This window comes from Citrobacter sp. ANG330, from assembly GCF_047467925.1.
In the GTDB taxonomy this organism is placed as follows: Bacteria; Pseudomonadota; Gammaproteobacteria; order Enterobacterales; family Enterobacteriaceae; genus Citrobacter_A; species Citrobacter_A amalonaticus_G.
In genome coordinates, this window is the sequence record NZ_JASJUI010000009.1 from 85,690 (window position 1) to 101,662 (window position 15,973).

Below are 15,973 nucleotides of genomic sequence, written 5' to 3' on the forward strand. Positions count from 1 at the left end.
CATAAGAAACATCGCAAACAGGGAACGCATGGAAATCTTCTTCACAATACTCATCATGACCCTTGTGGTCTCGCTGTCCGGGGTATTTACGCGCGTATTGCCCTTCCAGCTCCCCTTACCCCTTATGCAGATTGCGATTGGTGCGCTGTTGGCGTGGCCGACGTTTGGTCTGCACGTAGAATTTGATCCCGAACTGTTTCTGGTCCTGTTTATCCCGCCGCTGCTGTTTGCAGATGGCTGGAAGACGCCAACGCGAGAATTTCTTGAACATGGGCGAGAGATTTTCGGTCTGGCACTGGCGCTGGTGCTGGTCACCGTGGTCGGCATTGGTTTTCTGATTTACTGGCTGGTGCCGGGCATTCCGTTGATTCCGGCCTTTGCGCTGGCGGCCGTGCTGTCGCCCACCGATGCGGTTGCGCTTTCCGGCATTGTCGGTGAAGGGCGGATCCCGAAGAAAATCATGGGCATCCTGCAAGGCGAGGCGCTGATGAATGATGCCTCTGGCCTGGTATCACTGAAGTTTGCCGTTGCGGTGGCGATGGGCACAATGGTATTTACCGTTGGCGGCGCGACGGTGGAATTCTTTAAGGTGGCGATAGGCGGTATCCTCGCGGGCTTTGTGGTCAGTTGGCTGTACGGTCGCTCGCTGCGCTTTCTCAGCCGCTGGGGCGGCGATGAGCCAGCGACGCAAATCGTCCTGCTTTTCCTGCTGCCGTTCGCCTCTTATCTGATCGCGGAACACATTGGCGTATCGGGCATTCTGGCCGCAGTCGCTGCCGGGATGACGATCACCCGTTCCGGCGTGATGCGCCGCGCGCCGCTGGCCATGCGTCTGCGTGCCAACAGCACCTGGGCGATGCTTGAGTTTGTGTTTAACGGCATGGTCTTTTTGCTGTTGGGCCTGCAATTACCGGGCATTCTCGAGTCATCGCTGGTGGCGGCAGAGGCCGATCCGAACGTAGAAATCTGGATGCTGTTTACCGATATCATCCTGATTTATGTGGCGCTGATGCTGGTGCGTTTCGGCTGGTTGTGGACGATGAAAAACTTCAGCATGCGTTTTCTGAAAAAGAAACCAATGGAGTTTGGTTCCTGGACAACACGGGAAATTTTGATCGCCTCCTTTGCGGGCGTTCGCGGGGCTATCACCCTTGCGGGTGTCCTGTCTATCCCGCTGCTGCTGCCAGATGGCAACGTCTTCCCGGCGCGCTACGAACTGGTCTTCCTGGCCGCTGGCGTGATTCTGTTCTCGCTGTTTGTCGGCGTGATTATGCTGCCGATTCTGCTGCAACATCTGGAAGTGGCCGATCATTCTCAGCAACTGAAAGAGGAGCGGATTGCCCGTGCGGCGACGGCGGAGGTGGCGATTGTCGCCATTCAGAAGATGGAAGAGCGTCTGGCGGCGGATACCGAAGAGAACATTGATAATCAGCTGCTGACCGAGGTGAGTTCCCGCGTTATCGGTAACCTGCGGCGTCGCGCGGATGGGCGCAATGATGTTGAGAGTTCGCTCCAGGAAGAGAATCTGGAACGCCGCTTCCGCCTCGCGGCGCTGCGTTCAGAGCGGGCGGAGCTATATCACCTGCGCGCCACCCGTGAAATCAGCAATGAAACCCTGCAGAAACTGCTTCACGACCTGGATCTGCTGGAAGCACTGCTGATTGAAAACCAGTAGAACCCACAGGTTGCCTGATGGCGCTGCACTTATCAGGCCTACTGTCCACGCACATTTGTAGGCCGGATAAGGCGTCAGCCGCCATCCGTGAGATCAGTAATGAAACGGAAGCACTGCTGATTGAAAACCAGTAGAACCCACAGGTTGCCTGATGGCGCTGCGCTTATCAGGCCTACTGTCCACGCACATTTGTAGGCCGGATAAGGCGTCAGCCGCCATCCGTGAGATCAGTAATGAAACGGAAGCACTGCTGATTGAAAACCAATAGAACCCACAGGTTGCCTGATGGCGCTGCGCTTATCAGGCCTACTGTCTACGCACATTCGTAGGCCGGATAAGGCGCCAGCCGCCATCCGGCAATTCAGTTTGCGAGCCGCATTCCTGAATGCGTTTGTGATGCTTGCCGTCTTCCTTTTCGCCTCCTATTTTTGCGTAAAAAAGGAGGGGATATGTCTGATTATCGGCGTAACTACATTAACGGTGGAACATGGTTTTTTACCGTTAGCCTGCGTAATCGCAGATGTCATCTTTTAACAACACACATTGCGGTACTCAGAGAGGCTATTGGGACGGTTATAAGAAATAAACCCTTTCAAATCAACGCCTGGGTCGTTCTGCCCGAACATATGCACTGTATCTGGACTTTGCCTGACAACGAGTATGATTTTTCAGCACGTTGGCGGGCCATCAAAAAGACTTTTTCAAAGTCACTCGGTTTACAGCAAGTCTGGCAACCCCGTTTCTGGGAACACACCATTCGGGACCAGAAGGATTACCGACGACATGTTGATTATATTTATATCAATCCCGTTAAGCATGGATGGGTAACGCAGGTAAAAGACTGGCCGTATTCAACGTTTCATCGCGATGTGCGGCGAGGTTTATACCCGCAAGAGTGGGCAGGTGACATCACATCGTTACAGGCTGGTGAACGGGTGTAGGCCGGATATGGCGCTAGCCGCCATCCGGTGGCGCTACGCTTACCGGGCAACCGGGGGGACGTGCTTCGCCCAAAACCCCTCGCAGCACGATAACCACGCTTTCGCGCTGTGTGAGAGATAAACGCCTTCCCGCCAAATCATCCCTAACTCCCAGCGCAACTCGCTTTCCAGCGGGATCCAGCGTAGCGTATTTTTGTCCAGCCGTTCGCAGATGGGCTCCGGCAGAATGGCAATCCCGACGCCCGCCTGCACCATCGCCGCAAGAAAGTCCCACTGTCCGCTGCGCACTGCGATACGCGGCTTCACGTCATGTTCGCTGAATAATTGCATCAACTGGCGGCTTAACGCGAAATCTTCGTTGTAAATCAGCAGCGGATGCCCGGCCAGTGCTTCTGGTGACACGGACTGGCAGGTGGTCCACTGGCCGGAGCGAGGAACCAGCACGCAGAGCGGATGGCTGAACAACGGCAAGGTCGCCAGCCCGCTCTCTTCCTCCACCGGCAGCGCGGTCATCGCCACATCCAGCTCACCATTCATCACCGCCTGTTGCACCGTCAACCCGCCAAACTCGGAAACCTTAAGCTCTACGCCGGGGTAACGCTGGCGAAACAGGCCGATCGGTCCGGCCATCAGCATTCCCACCATAGGGGGGATGCCAAGCCGCAGCAGGCCTTTACTGAGGTGATTAATATCGCCCAGTTCCGCTTCCAGTTGGCGGAACTCAGCCAGAATCGCCAGCCCACGTTCAAACACCACCTGGCCCGTATCGGTTAACAGCAGCCTGCGACCGTCGCGGATCAACAGCGTACAGTTCAGCTCATCTTCGAGGTTTTTCAACATCTTGCTGATGGTCGGTTGGGTGACAAAGAGCTTTTCCGCTGCGCGGGTGAAGCTCTGTTGGCGCACCACTTCAACAAAATAACGCAGCGTTCTGATATCCATGAGTATTCCTTCCGACTATGCCTGCAATGATTTTAATTCATTTCAGTCATCGGCGGGGGCTCTCTATACTGGCGCTTCTTATTATTTTCAGGATGTTCCCTCATGGCTGTGGCGATCCGCCGCGTTACGCCTGCCGTTTTGCAACGACTCCAGGTTCCGGTGCAGGTCCTGCTGTATGCAGGTTTATTTCTCATTGCGCAATATCTTGTCGCCTGGCTGCATCTTCCGCTGCCCGCCAATCTGGTGGGGATGGTGCTGATGCTGGCGCTGATCGTCTGTCGTATCCTGCCTCTGAGCTGGGTGCGTGCCGGGGCGCGCTGGTTACTGGCGGAGATGCTGCTGTTCTTTGTTCCGGCCGTGGTGGCGGTAGTGAACTACGCCCATCTGCTGCTGGTGGACGGCTGGCGGATTTTTGCAGTGATTGCGATCAGCACGCTGATGGTTCTCGGTGCCACGGCGTGGGTGGTGGATAAAGTCTATCGCTATGAGATAAGCAGGGTAAACCGTGACTAATCTCCAGCTCAGCGTGCTTTGTCTGGCGATCACGCTGGTTATCTATTTTGCCAATAAACGTCTGTATCGTCGCTTTCGTAAGCTGCCGTTGATGCCGCTGGTCCTCACGCCCGCGTTGCTGGTATTGATGCTGGTGTATGGACATATTTCCTGGCAAAACTACATCGGCGAATCCCACTGGCTGCTGTGGTTGCTTGGCCCGGCAACGATCGCTTTTGCGGTGCCGGTTTACGACAATTTTGCCATTATCAAACGTCACTGGATGTCGCTGACTGCAGGCGTGGTCACCGCCACGGTGGTTGCGGTGACCAGTTCCGTCTGGCTGGCACGTTTGTTTACTCTGCCAGATGAAATCCAGCGCAGTCTGGCGGTGCGCTCGGTGACCACGCCTTTTGCCCTTGCGGCGGCTGAACCACTCGGTGGGCAGCCGGATTTAGTGGCGCTGTTTGTGGTGGTGACCGGCGTCTTTGGCATGGCGGTGGGTGACGCGCTGTTTCTGCGTTTGTCGATTCGCGAAGGAATGGCGAAAGGTGCGGGATTTGGTGCGGCCTCGCACGGCGCGGGAACGGCGCGATCGTATGAACTGGGCCAGCAGGAAGGCGTGGTTGCAAGCCTGGTGATGATGCTTTCCGGTGTGGTGATGGTACTGGTCGCCCCGCTGGTGGCAAGGCTGATGTTCTGAAAAGATTCCCCGGCCTGACTGACCGGGGAAACGCGCGTTGATTAGTGGGCGCGGCCTTGTTCGACGCCGAAGCCCGTCTGGGAACGGATAAACTGGGCACGGAACTGCTCACGTTCGCGATTGCCTTCTGCCGAGTTATCGGTGGCAGAGAAGAACCAGATCCCCAGGAATGCCACGCTGATGGAGAACAGCGCCGGGTATTCATACGGGAAGATAGCCTTTTCGTGGCCGAGGATTTGTACCCAAATGGTGGGGCCAAGAACCATCAGCACTACCGCGGTCAGCAGACCCAACCAGCCGCCCAACATCGCGCCACGCGTGGTCAGCTTCGACCAGTACATGGAAAGCAGGATAATCGGGAAGTTACAGCTCGCGGCGATAGCGAATGCCAGGCCGACCATGAAGGCGATGTTCTGATTCTCGAACAGCACGCCGAGAATAATGGCGATGACGCCCAGCACCAGCACGGTGATTTTCGATACCCGCAACTCTTCACGTTCAGTTGCGCCTTTACGGAATACGTTAGCGTACAGATCGTGTGAGACCGCAGAAGCGCCCGCCAGCGTCAGACCGGCGACCACCGCCAGAATGGTGGCGAAAGCGACGGCAGAAATAAAGCCGAGGAACAGGTTCCCGCCCACCGCATTCGCCAGGTGTACCGCCGCCATGTTGTTTCCGCCAATCAGCGCACCTGCCGCATCTTTATACGCTGGGTTCGCGCCGACCAGCATGATCGCGCCAAAGCCGATGATAAAGGTCAGGATATAGAAGTAACCCATAAAACCGGTGGCGTAGAACACGCTCTTACGCGCTTCGCGGGCATCGCTGACCGTAAAGAAGCGCATCAGAATGTGCGGTAGACCCGCTGTACCAAACATCAGGCCGAGGCCCAGCGAGAGCGCGGAAATCGGGTCTTTCACCAGCCCGCCAGGGCTCATGATCGCAGAGCCTTTCGGGTGGACCGCCATCGCCTCGGTGAACAGGTTATTGAAGCTAAAGCCAACGTGTTTCATCACCATAAAGGCCATAAAGCTGGCGCCGAACAGCAGCAGAACGGCTTTGATGATCTGCACCCACGTGGTCGCCAGCATGCCGCCGAACAGCACGTACATCATCATCAGCACGCCGACCAGCACCACCGCAATGTGGTAGTTCAGGCCGAACAGCAGTTCAATCAGTTTGCCCGCACCGACCATCTGTGCAATCAGATAAAGGGCAACCACCACCAGCGAACCGCAGGCCGACAGAATACGGATCGGACCTTGCTTCAGGCGATAAGAGGCTACATCGGCAAAGGTATAGCGCCCGAGATTACGCAGGCGTTCAGCGATCAGGAACAGGATGATTGGCCAGCCGACGAGGAAGCCCAGCGAGTAGATCAGCCCGTCATAGCCGGAGGTAAACACCAGTGCGGAGATCCCGAGGAACGACGCTGCCGACATGTAATCGCCCGCAATCGCCAGTCCGTTCTGGAAACCGGTGATATTCCCGCCCGCCGTGTAGTAGTCGCTGCGTGAACGGACGCGTTTAGAGGCCCAGTAGGTAATACCCAGCGTAAACACAACGAAAATCAGAAACATGACAATCGCCTGCCAGTTGGTTGGCTGGCGTTGTACTGCACCGCTAATCGCATCCGCCGCGTTGGCCGCGAAGGGTAGTGTGGCGGCAAGCGCCGTCAGGACTCTCTTCATGATGCATTAACCTCTTGCAGTACCGCATTGTTAAGACGGTCAAATTCGCCGTTCGCCCGCCAGATATAAATACCGGTCAGCACGAAGGAGATCAGAATGACCCCCACGCCAATTGGAATGCCCCGGGTGACGCTGGTTCCCTCATGAAGCGGGGTCCCCAGCCAGCCAGGCGCAAAGGCAATCAACAGAATAAAGCTGATATAGACCACCAGCATGATGATCGACAGTATCGTGGCAAACCGTTGCCGTTTTTCAACTAACTCCCTGAAACGCGCACTGTCTTCTATCCGCTGATAAATATTGTCATTCATCACAGAGCTCTCCAGAGGCCCCTTCGTCTTTCGCGCCACAGGTGCGTTGGGCGCACTTCGCTCACCCCAGTCACACAGTTGAACTATGCAACTGGGGATGTGCTCGCTTGCCGCCTTCCTGTGACACGAAATCCTTTGGGGAGGTTTTTATATTTTCCCTCCCGGTGAAGAGAGGGTAGGGTCAGAACTTGCAGGGGCGTAGGCCGGATAAGCGCAGCGCCATCCGGCATATTTTTTGTTATGAAGGCATCGCGATGGCCTGCTTCTCTTCGAGCAGTTTCTCTACCACGCCAGGATCGGCGAGGGTCGAGGTATCGCCCAGATTGCTGGTATCGCCTGCCGCTATCTTGCGCAAAATACGGCGCATGATTTTGCCGGAGCGGGTTTTTGGCAGTGAGTCGGTCCAGTGCAGCACGTCTGGCGTCGCCAGCGGGCCAATCTCTTTACGCACCCAGTTGCGCACTTCAGCGTACAACTCAGGGGACGGCTCTTCGCCGTGATTCAGCGTCACATAGGCATAAATCGCCTGGCCCTTGATGTTGTGCGGAATGCCGACCACCGCCGCTTCAGCGATCTTCGGATGCGCCACCAGTGCGGATTCAATTTCCGCCGTACCCAGACGGTGACCGGAGACGTTCAGCACGTCATCGACGCGACCGGTGATCCAGTAGTAACCGTCTTCGTCACGACGCGCGCCGTCGCCGCTGAAGTACATGTTTTTAAAGGTCGAGAAGTAGGTTTGCTCAAAGCGTTCGTGATCGCCGAACAGCGTACGCGCCTGTCCCGGCCAGGAGTCGGTGATCACCAGGTTGCCTTCGGTAGCCCCTTCCTGCGGATGGCCTTCGTTGTCCACCAGCGCTGGCTGCACGCCGAAGAACGGACGCGTGGCGGAACCGGCTTTCAGTTCGGTCGCGCCGGGCAGCGGGGTGATCATGAATCCCCCGGTTTCGGTCTGCCACCAGGTATCCACCACCGGGCATTTTTCGTTACCGATTTTCTTCCAGTACCACTCCCACGCTTCCGGGTTGATAGGCTCGCCAACGGAACCCAGAATGCGCAGCGATGAGCGGTCGGTGCCCTCAATTGCCTTATCGCCTTCTGCCATCAGCGCGCGGATTGCCGTCGGCGCGGTATACAGAATATTGACCTTATGCTTATCCACTACCTGGCTCATGCGCGCCGGGGTCGGCCAGTTCGGCACCCCTTCGAACATCAGCGTCGTGGCGCCACAGGCCAGCGGGCCATACAGCAGATAACTGTGACCGGTAACCCAACCCACGTCGGCGGTACACCAGTAGATATCACCCGGATGGTAGTCAAATACATATTTAAAGGTCGTGGCGGCATACACCAGATAACCGCCGGTGGTGTGCAACACGCCCTTCGGTTTACCGGTGGAGCCCGAGGTATAGAGGATGAACAGCGGATCTTCAGCGTTCATCTCTGCGGGCTGATGTTCAGCGCTGGCTTTTTCAATCAGATCGCTCCACCACAGGTCGCGACCTTCTTGCCACTCGATGTTGCCACCGGTGCGCTTGAGTACGACCACGTGTTCGATGGTTTTCACGTTCGGGTTTTTCAGCGCGTCGTCGACGTTTTTCTTCAGCGGAATGCTGCGACCGGCACGTACGCCTTCATCGGCAGTGATCACCAGCTTCGAACTGGAATCAATGATGCGCCCGGCGACCGCTTCCGGCGAGAAACCACCGAAGATCACTGAATGCACGGCACCAATGCGCGCGCAGGCCAGCATTGCAACGGCGGCTTCTGGCACCATCGGCATATAGATTGCCACCACATCGCCTTTTTTAATCCCCAGATCCTGCAGGGTATTGGCGAAACGGCAGACATCGCGATGCAGCTCGCGATAGCTTATGTGTTTGCTCTGCGAGGCGTCATCGCCTTCCCAGATGATGGCGGTGTTGTCGCCATTGTCGGCCAGATGACGGTCCAGGCAGTTTGCCGCCAGGTTCAGCGTGCCGTCCTCATACCATTTAATGGACACATTGCCCGGCGCGAAAGAGGTGTTTTTTACTTTCTGATACGGCGTGATCCAGTCGAGAATTTTTCCCTGCTCACCCCAAAAGGTATCGGGTTCGTTAATAGATTGTTGGTACTTAGCCTCATACTGCTCCGGGTTTATCAGGCAACGATCCGCAATGTTAGCGGGAATAGCGTGTTTATGAATTTGGCTCATGGCTTTTGTTCTCCTTGTAGGATGTTAATAATATGTCTCATAAACGTTAAAAGTAGGGGTTTTGGCAGTTTTGTTTAGCTTTTGCGCGACAGATCACGCAATACAGGAATTGTGCAAATAAGCGGCAATACGTTTTTTGAAGGAAACCAACAAAAGTTGCTTAAATCTTTCGGTTACAGAGGGTTATGTTAATTTTTTAAGAAAGGCGATCGGGGTCTAAAAACTGGAAAGGAGTAGCTAAAAACCGGCCTGACTAACTCTAAAGTGGTATTTTACATACACTTACAATTGACTAAAGACAACATTTTGAGTGTGGTTTTTTGTTACATCTGGATAGGGCAATGTCATGGCGGTGTGTGTGGTTATCGTCATGGATAGAATAAAAAAGAACCGTCATTGAACACAATGGCGCAATCTGGATGAGACCTCTATGGCAAGGATTACACTACGCGCACGCCGTTTCTTCAGCCTGATCGTACCGCTGTTTTTCATTTCTGCGGTTTATGCTGAGCAAACGCCCGAACCCGCAAAGACTGTTACTGTTGAAGCGAAGAATGACGTCTTCGCCCCTCAGCATCCTGATCAATACCTCTCATGGAAAGCCACGTCAGAACAAGCAAAACGTGAAGACGCGTTGGCTGAAGATCCCCGTCTGGTGATCTTGTGGGCGGGGTATCCTTTCTCCCGTGATTACAACAAACCGCGTGGGCACGCTTATGCGGTGACCGATGTGCGTGAAACCTTACGTACCGGCGCACCGAAAAATGCCGAAGATGGCCCGCTGCCGATGGCCTGCTGGAGCTGCAAAAGCCCGGACGTGGCGCGTTTGATCCAGAAAGACGGTGAAGACGGTTACTTCCACGGTAAATGGGCGCGTGGCGGCCCGGAAATTGTGAATAATTTAGGCTGCGGCGACTGCCATAACACCGCATCACCGGACTTTGCGAAGGGCAAACCGGAGCTGACGCTGTCTCGTCCGTATGCCGAACGCGCGATGGAAACCATCGGCAAGCCGTTCGATAAAGCCAGCCGTTTCGATCAGCAGTCGATGGTTTGCGGTCAGTGCCATGTGGAATACTATTTTGACGGCAAGAACAAAGCCGTTAAGTTCCCGTGGGATGACGGCATGAAAGTCGAGGACATGGAGAAATATTACGACGCCATTGCTTTCTCCGACTGGACCAACTCACTGTCTAAAACCCCCATGCTGAAAGCGCAGCATCCGGAGTATGAAACCTGGAGCGCGGGTATCCACGGCAAAAATAACGTGACCTGTATCGATTGTCATATGCCGAAAGTGCAGAACGCGGAAGGCAAACTCTACACCGACCATAAGATTGGCAACCCGTTCGACAACTTCCCGCAGACCTGTGCGAACTGCCACACCCAGGACAAAGCCGCCCTGCAAAATGTGGTTGCCGAGCGTAAGAAAGCAATCAACGAGCTGAAAATCAAAGTCGAAGATCAATTGGTTCACGCGCACTTCGAAGCGAAAGCGGCCTGGGATGCCGGGGCGACGGAAGCCGAGATGAAGCCGATTCTGGAAGATATCCGTCACGCACAGTGGCGCTGGGACCTGTCGATTGCTTCGCACGGCATCCATATGCATGCGCCTGAAGAAGGGCTGCGGATGTTAGGCAGCGCGATGGATAAAGCGGCGGATGCCCGAACCAAACTGGCGCGTTTGCTGGCAACCAAAGGGATCACCCATGAAATCGCGATCCCGGATATCTCTACCAAAGAGAAAGCCCAGGCGGCCATTGGCCTGAATATGCAGCAGATTAACGCCGAGAAGCAGGACTTCATCAAAACGGTGATTCCGCAGTGGGAAGAGCAGGCGCGTAAAAACGGTCTGTTAAGCCAATAACCTCACATGTGACAAATTTGCCGGATGACAGCGCACGCGCATTATCCGGCCTACGGAAGTCTTGTAGGCCTGATAAGCGTAGCGCCATCAGGCATTATGCAACGGAGTGAATATGAGCGTATTACGTTCGTTATTAACTGCTGGGGTGCTGGCGACAGGTCTGTTATGGAGCCTGAGCGGGATAACCGCCACGCCAACGCCTCAGGAATCGGAACGCTGGGAGGTGACGCCGCAGCGTAGCCCGGATGCCGCGTGTCTGGACTGTCACAAGCCGGATACCGAAGGGATGCATGGCAAACATGCCTCCGTCACCAATCCGAACAATAAACTACCGGTCACCTGTACCAACTGTCACGGTCAGCCGTCACCTCAGCACCGCGAAGGGGTGAAGGATGTGATGCGCTTTAACGAGCCGATGTACAACGTGGAACAGCAAAACAGCGTCTGTATGTCCTGTCACCTGCCTGAGCAGTTGCAAAAAGCGTTCTGGCCGCACGATGTTCACGTGACTAAAGTCGCCTGCGCCAGCTGTCACTCGCTGCATCCGAAGCAAGACACGATGCAGACGTTAAGCGATAAAGGACGGATTAAAATTTGCGTCGATTGCCACAGCGATCAGCGTAACAATCCGAACTTCAATCCGGCGTCTGTGCCCTTGCTTAAGGAGCATCCATGAGTTGCTCTCGTCGCCAGTTCATCACCGGCGTCGGCGCGCTGGTGGCCGTCAGCGGTACTGCAGGACGCGTGGTGGCGAAGACGTTGAATATCAACGGCGTGCGTTACGGCATGGTGCATGATGAGTCATTATGCATCGGCTGTACCGCTTGTATGGATGCCTGTCGGGAAGTGAACAACGTGCCGGAAGGCGTGTCGCGACTCACGATCATTCGCAGCGAGCCGCTGGGTACATTTCCGGATGTGAAGTACCGTTTCTTCCGTCATTCGTGCCAGCACTGCGATCACGCGCCGTGTGTTGATGTTTGCCCGACCGGCGCGTCATATCGCGATGCCGCTAATGGCATCGTGGATGTGAATCCGGATCTCTGCGTCGGCTGTCAGTACTGTATCGCCGCCTGTCCGTACCGTGTGCGCTTTATCCATCCGGTGACCAAAACGGCGGATAAGTGCGATTTCTGCCGCAAAACCAACCTGAAAGCAGGCAAACTGCCGGCCTGCGTCGAGTCTTGCCCGACGAAGGCGCTGACGTTTGGTAACCTGGACGATCCCAACAGCGATATTTCCCGGCTGCTGCGACAGAAAACGACCTACCGCTACAAGCTGGCACTGGGGACGAAACCGAAGGTCTACCGCGTTCCCTTTAAATTTGGGGAGGTGAGCCAATGACAAACGCATCTGCTTTCCATTTTGAATCGCTGGTGTGGGACTGGCCCATCGCCATCTACCTGTTTCTGATCGGAATCTCCGCCGGGCTGGTGACGCTGGCTATTCTGCTGCGCCGTTTCCATCCGCAGGCGGGTGGAGCGGACAGTACGCTACTGCGCACCACGCTGGTGGTGGGTCCTGGGGCGATTATTCTCGGCCTGCTGATTCTGGTCTTTCACCTGACGCGACCCTGGACCTTCTGGAAACTGATGTTCCATTACAGCTTTACGTCGGTGATGTCGATGGGAGTCATGCTGTTCCAGCTCTATATGGTGGTCTTGATTCTGTGGCTGGCAAAAATCTTTGAAAAAGAGGTGATTGCGCTGCAACAGCGTTGGCTGCCGCGTCTGGGACTGGTGCAGAAGGGGTTGACGCTGTTGACGCCGTTCCATCGCGGGCTTGAGACGCTGATGCTGGTCCTGGCGGTGCTGCTGGGGGCGTATACCGGGTTCCTGCTGTCGGCGCTGAAATCCTATCCGTTCCTCAATAATCCGATCCTGCCGGTGCTGTTCCTGTTCTCGGGGATCTCCTCCGGTGCGGCAGTGGCGCTGATTGCGATGGCTCTGCGCCAGCGCGGGAATCCCCACAGTACCGAAGCGCACTTTGTTCACCGTATGGAAACGCCGGTGGTGTGGCTGGAAATTTTCCTGCTGGCGGCGTTCTTCGTCGGGTTGGCGCTGGGGGATGACGGTAAAATGCGTGCGCTGTCGGCGGCGCTGGGCGGCGGATTCTGGACCTGGTGGTTCTGGCTGGGCGTCGCGGGATTAGGACTGATCGTTCCGATGCTGCTCAAACCCTGGGCCAATCGCGGTTCGACGTTTCATGGTGTGCTGGCGGTATGTGGTGCCAGTCTGACGGGCGTGCTGTTACTGCGCTTTTTCATTCTGTATGCGGGACAGCTAACCGTAGCGTAAGGTGATTTCTGGACGTACTCCTTCCTGAAGCCGGTTTTCTGGCATTGTTATTAAGCCTCGGGGTCAACGTGATGACCCCGCTTGCCACGCTGGTGGGTATTCAGCGGCGCTGGCGGGGCGTTATGCGTCTGTCGAGTGTGGGCGTCTGGGCGCAATTTGTGTGCCTGCTACTTGCCTTCTTGATTCTGGTCTTCTGCTTTCTGACCAGCGATTTCTCAGTTATCTATGTGGCGCAACACAGCCATAGCCTGCTGTCATGGGGACTCAAACTGGCGGCGGTGTGGGGCGGTCATGAAGGTTCACTGCTGTTGTGGGTGCTGTTTTTGTCCGGCTGGAGCGCGCTGTTTGCCTGGCGATATCGCCGCGAATCTGCCCCCTTATTCCCGCTTACCGTCGGTATGCTCTGCGCAATTACCGCTTTTCTGCTGCTGTTTATCGTGTTCTGGTCCGATCCGTTTGTTCGCCTCTTTCCGCCGGCGATAGAAGGACGCGATCTCAACCCGATGCTGCAGCATCCGGGACTGATTCTTCATCCCCCTCTGCTGTATCTTGGTTACGGAGGATTGATGGTGGCGGCCGGTATGGCGCTGGCTTCACTCCTGCAAGGCGATTTAACAAAGAGGGCGGCCTGGGTGTGCTGGCGCTGGGCGCTGCCCGGCTGGTGCGCATTGACGCTCGGTATCATTCTTGGCTCCTGGTGGGCCTACTGCGAACTGGGCTGGGGCGGCTGGTGGTTCTGGGACCCGGTAGAAAACGCCTCTTTATTACCCTGGCTTTCCGCCACTGCGTTGTTGCACTGTCTGCATGTGTCGCGTGAACGCGGAATATTCCGCCATGGGTCGCTGCTGCTGGCGATCGTCACCCTGATCCTCTCGTTACTGGGAACGCTGATTGTCCGCTCCGGTATTCTCGTTTCCGTCCACGCTTTTGCGCTGGATAACGTGCGCGCCGTACCGCTGTTTGTGCTCTTTGCCACTCTGAGTCTGGCCTCGCTTGGCCTGTACGCGTGGAAAGCGCGGATTAACCCACAAACAGTTCAGTTGGGCGGCTGGTCGCGCGAGATGCTCATTCTGGCTACATTACTGCTGTTTTGCGCGGTGCTGCTGATCGTGCTGATTGGCACGCTCTACCCGATGATTTATGGCCTGCTGGGCTGGGGACGGCTCTCCGTTGGCGCGCCCTATTTTAACCGCGCCACCTTGCCGTTTGGTCTATTGATGCTGGTGGTGATCGTTATTACGATGGTCAGAATCCGGAAGGGGACCGTACGCCGCCAGCTCCCGGCGCTGCTGGCGCACGCTGGCGTATTGGTTTTTGCTGCGGGGATACTCTTCTCCAGCGGCAGTCGTCAGGAGATAAGCCTTAACCTGAGCCCGGGGCAGCAGGTTGAACTGGCGGGTTACACCTTCCGCTTTGAACGGCTGGATCTGGCCGCGAAAGGGAACTACACCACCGAAAAGGCGCTTATTACGCTGTGGCAGGGCGACAAACGAATAGGTAGCCTGACGCCCGAGCGGCGCTTTTATTCCGCCCGCCGCCAGCAGATGATGGAGCCTGGCATTCGCTGGGATCTGCTTCATGACTGGTATGCGGTGATGGGGGAAAAAACGGGCGAGGAGCGGTATGCCATACGCTTTTATGTTCAAAGCGGCGTGCGCTGGATCTGGGGTGGTGGGCTGTTGATGATTGCCGGTGCGCTACTGAGCGGCTGGCGGGGGAGAAGGCACGATGCGTAGTCTTATCTGCGATGTGCCGGATGGCGGCGTACACGCCTTATCCGGCCTACTTAAGCACTGCGTAGGCCTGATAAGCGCAGCGCCATCAGGCACAATCATTGCGTTTATCTTACTGTTGGTTGTCTCCTTTTCCGCCCACGCTCAGGTGGTCGATACCTGGGCTTTTGATAACCCGCAGCAACAGGAAAAGGCGTTGTCGATCGCCAGCCAGTTACGCTGCCCGCAGTGTCAGAATCAAAACTTGCTGGAATCCAATGCGCCGGTTGCTGTCAGCATGCGCCATCAGGTCTATGCGATGGTGGCGGAAGGGAAAGATGAAGCCGAAATCACGGCCTGGATGACGGCACGGTATGGTGATTTTGTTCGCTATAATCCGCCGCTGACCTCGCAAACCCTGTTGCTGTGGGCGCTGCCGTGCCTGCTGTTGCTGCTGGTTGGAGTGATTTTGTGGCGCGTCAGCAGGCGAAAAGGGGGGCAACGATGAGACAACCTGAACCGTCGCGCCCAATGCCTGTCAAACGGCTGGCGCTGGCGGTATTGCTGATGGTCATCGTCTGTCTGTGCGGCTATCTGCTGTCACCGAAATGGCAGGCCGTGCGCAATGAACAACAGCGGCTGGCCGATCCGTTACATGCCTTTGCTGAAACCTCCACGCCGGAAGCCCAACTGTTAGCCCTGCAAAAGCAGATTCGCGCCAACCCGCAGGACAGCGAAAAGTGGGCGCTGCTTGGCGAGTATTATCTGTGGCGAAACGATTACGAGAATGCGCTGCTGGCGTACCGGCAGGCGCTACGTATTCGCGGGGAGAATGCGGAGATCTATTCGGCGCTGGCGACCGTCCTCTATTACCAGGCAGGTCTGCACATGACGCCGCCGACACGCGAGATGATCGATAAAGCGCTGGTGCTGGATGCAAACGAAGTCACCGCGATGATGCTGCTGGCTTCGGATGCCTTTATGCAGGCCGATTACAAACAGGCGATAGTGCAGTGGCAAAAAGTCCTGGATTTGAATTCACCGCGGGTGAATCGCGTACAGCTGATAGATTCAATTAATATGGCGAAGTTGTTACAGAATCGGCAGAAATAGTTTTGTCATTTTTATCATTTATCTGTCTAAAA

General features: G+C 55.9%; 13 protein-coding genes and 1 pseudogene. 10 read left to right on the forward strand and 4 right to left on the reverse strand.

The features are described 5' to 3' along the window. Positions 1-28 precede the first annotated feature (28 nt). Complete coding sequence (locus tag QNN88_RS18175; RefSeq protein WP_042999051.1) at positions 29-1,675, forward strand: Na+/H+ antiporter; 1,647 nt, start codon at positions 29-31, stop codon at positions 1,673-1,675. Between the two features lie 449 nt (positions 1,676-2,124). Then, positions 2,125-2,616, forward strand: coding sequence for an REP-associated tyrosine transposase (locus QNN88_RS18180; RefSeq protein ID WP_414241444.1), 492 nt, complete (start codon positions 2,125-2,127; stop codon positions 2,614-2,616). A gap of 39 nt (positions 2,617-2,655) precedes the next feature. Here QNN88_RS18180 and QNN88_RS18185 read toward each other — a convergent pair whose 3' ends face one another. After that, positions 2,656-3,558: a LysR family transcriptional regulator gene (locus QNN88_RS18185; RefSeq protein WP_414241445.1), complete on the reverse strand. Its 903-nt coding sequence runs from the start codon at positions 3,556-3,558 to the stop codon at positions 2,656-2,658. A 102-nt stretch (positions 3,559-3,660) separates the two neighbouring features. Between QNN88_RS18185 and QNN88_RS18190 the strand changes: the two genes are divergently transcribed. Both QNN88_RS18190 and QNN88_RS18195 read left to right on the forward strand, forming a co-directional pair. Continuing rightward, the gene (locus QNN88_RS18190; protein WP_414241446.1) at positions 3,661-4,071 is read left to right on the forward strand and encodes a CidA/LrgA family protein; all 411 of its coding nucleotides are present in this window, start codon (positions 3,661-3,663) and stop codon (positions 4,069-4,071) included. Further along, entirely contained in the window at positions 4,064-4,753 is a 690-nt protein-coding gene (locus QNN88_RS18195; RefSeq protein ID WP_414241447.1) for an LrgB family protein, read from the forward strand. The genes QNN88_RS18190 and QNN88_RS18195 overlap by 8 nt, the downstream gene beginning before the upstream one ends. Positions 4,754-4,794: 41 nt before the next feature. Here QNN88_RS18195 and actP read toward each other — a convergent pair whose 3' ends face one another. The 3 genes from actP to acs form a co-directional block, all read right to left on the reverse strand. After that, positions 4,795-6,444: a cation/acetate symporter ActP gene (gene actP / locus QNN88_RS18200; protein ID WP_061075563.1), complete on the reverse strand. Its 1,650-nt coding sequence runs from the start codon at positions 6,442-6,444 to the stop codon at positions 4,795-4,797. Further along, on the reverse strand, positions 6,441-6,755 hold the full coding sequence (locus tag QNN88_RS18205) for a DUF485 domain-containing protein (RefSeq protein ID WP_414241448.1): 315 nt from the start codon (positions 6,753-6,755) through the stop codon (positions 6,441-6,443). The genes actP and QNN88_RS18205 overlap by 4 nt, the downstream gene beginning before the upstream one ends. A gap of 238 nt (positions 6,756-6,993) precedes the next feature. After that, positions 6,994-8,952, reverse strand: a complete 1,959-nt coding sequence (gene acs / locus QNN88_RS18210) for an acetate--CoA ligase (RefSeq protein WP_414241449.1) — start codon at positions 8,950-8,952, stop codon at positions 6,994-6,996. A 430-nt stretch (positions 8,953-9,382) separates the two neighbouring features. Between acs and nrfA the strand changes: the two genes are divergently transcribed. The 6 genes and pseudogenes from nrfA to nrfG all read left to right on the forward strand — a co-directional run bounded on the left by nrfA (position 9,383) and on the right by nrfG (position 15,941). Continuing rightward, positions 9,383-10,819, forward strand: coding sequence for an ammonia-forming nitrite reductase cytochrome c552 subunit (gene nrfA / locus QNN88_RS18215; protein WP_414241450.1), 1,437 nt, complete (start codon positions 9,383-9,385; stop codon positions 10,817-10,819). Positions 10,820-10,931: 112 nt separating this feature from the next. Beyond that, positions 10,932-11,495 (forward strand): cytochrome c nitrite reductase pentaheme subunit, encoded by a 564-nt coding sequence (nrfB, locus tag QNN88_RS18220; protein ID WP_414241451.1) that lies wholly within the window; start codon positions 10,932-10,934, stop codon positions 11,493-11,495. Continuing rightward, a complete protein-coding gene (nrfC, locus tag QNN88_RS18225) occupies positions 11,492-12,163 on the forward strand; it encodes a cytochrome c nitrite reductase Fe-S protein (RefSeq protein ID WP_414241452.1) in 672 nt (223 codons plus the stop codon). The genes nrfB and nrfC overlap by 4 nt, the downstream gene beginning before the upstream one ends. Continuing rightward, entirely contained in the window at positions 12,160-13,116 is a 957-nt protein-coding gene (gene nrfD, locus QNN88_RS18230) for a cytochrome c nitrite reductase subunit NrfD (protein WP_414241453.1), read from the forward strand. The genes nrfC and nrfD overlap by 4 nt, the downstream gene beginning before the upstream one ends. Before the next feature lie 8 nt (positions 13,117-13,124). Further along, positions 13,125-15,336, forward strand: a pseudogene (gene nrfF / locus QNN88_RS18235) (heme lyase NrfEFG subunit NrfF). After that, positions 15,333-15,941 carry a heme lyase NrfEFG subunit NrfG gene (gene nrfG / locus QNN88_RS18240; RefSeq protein WP_414241454.1) on the forward strand — a complete coding sequence of 203 codons (609 nt, stop codon included), beginning with the start codon at positions 15,333-15,335 and terminating at the stop codon, positions 15,939-15,941. Before nrfF ends, nrfG begins: the two are co-directional and overlap by 4 nt. Positions 15,942-15,973: the final 32 nt, after the last annotated feature.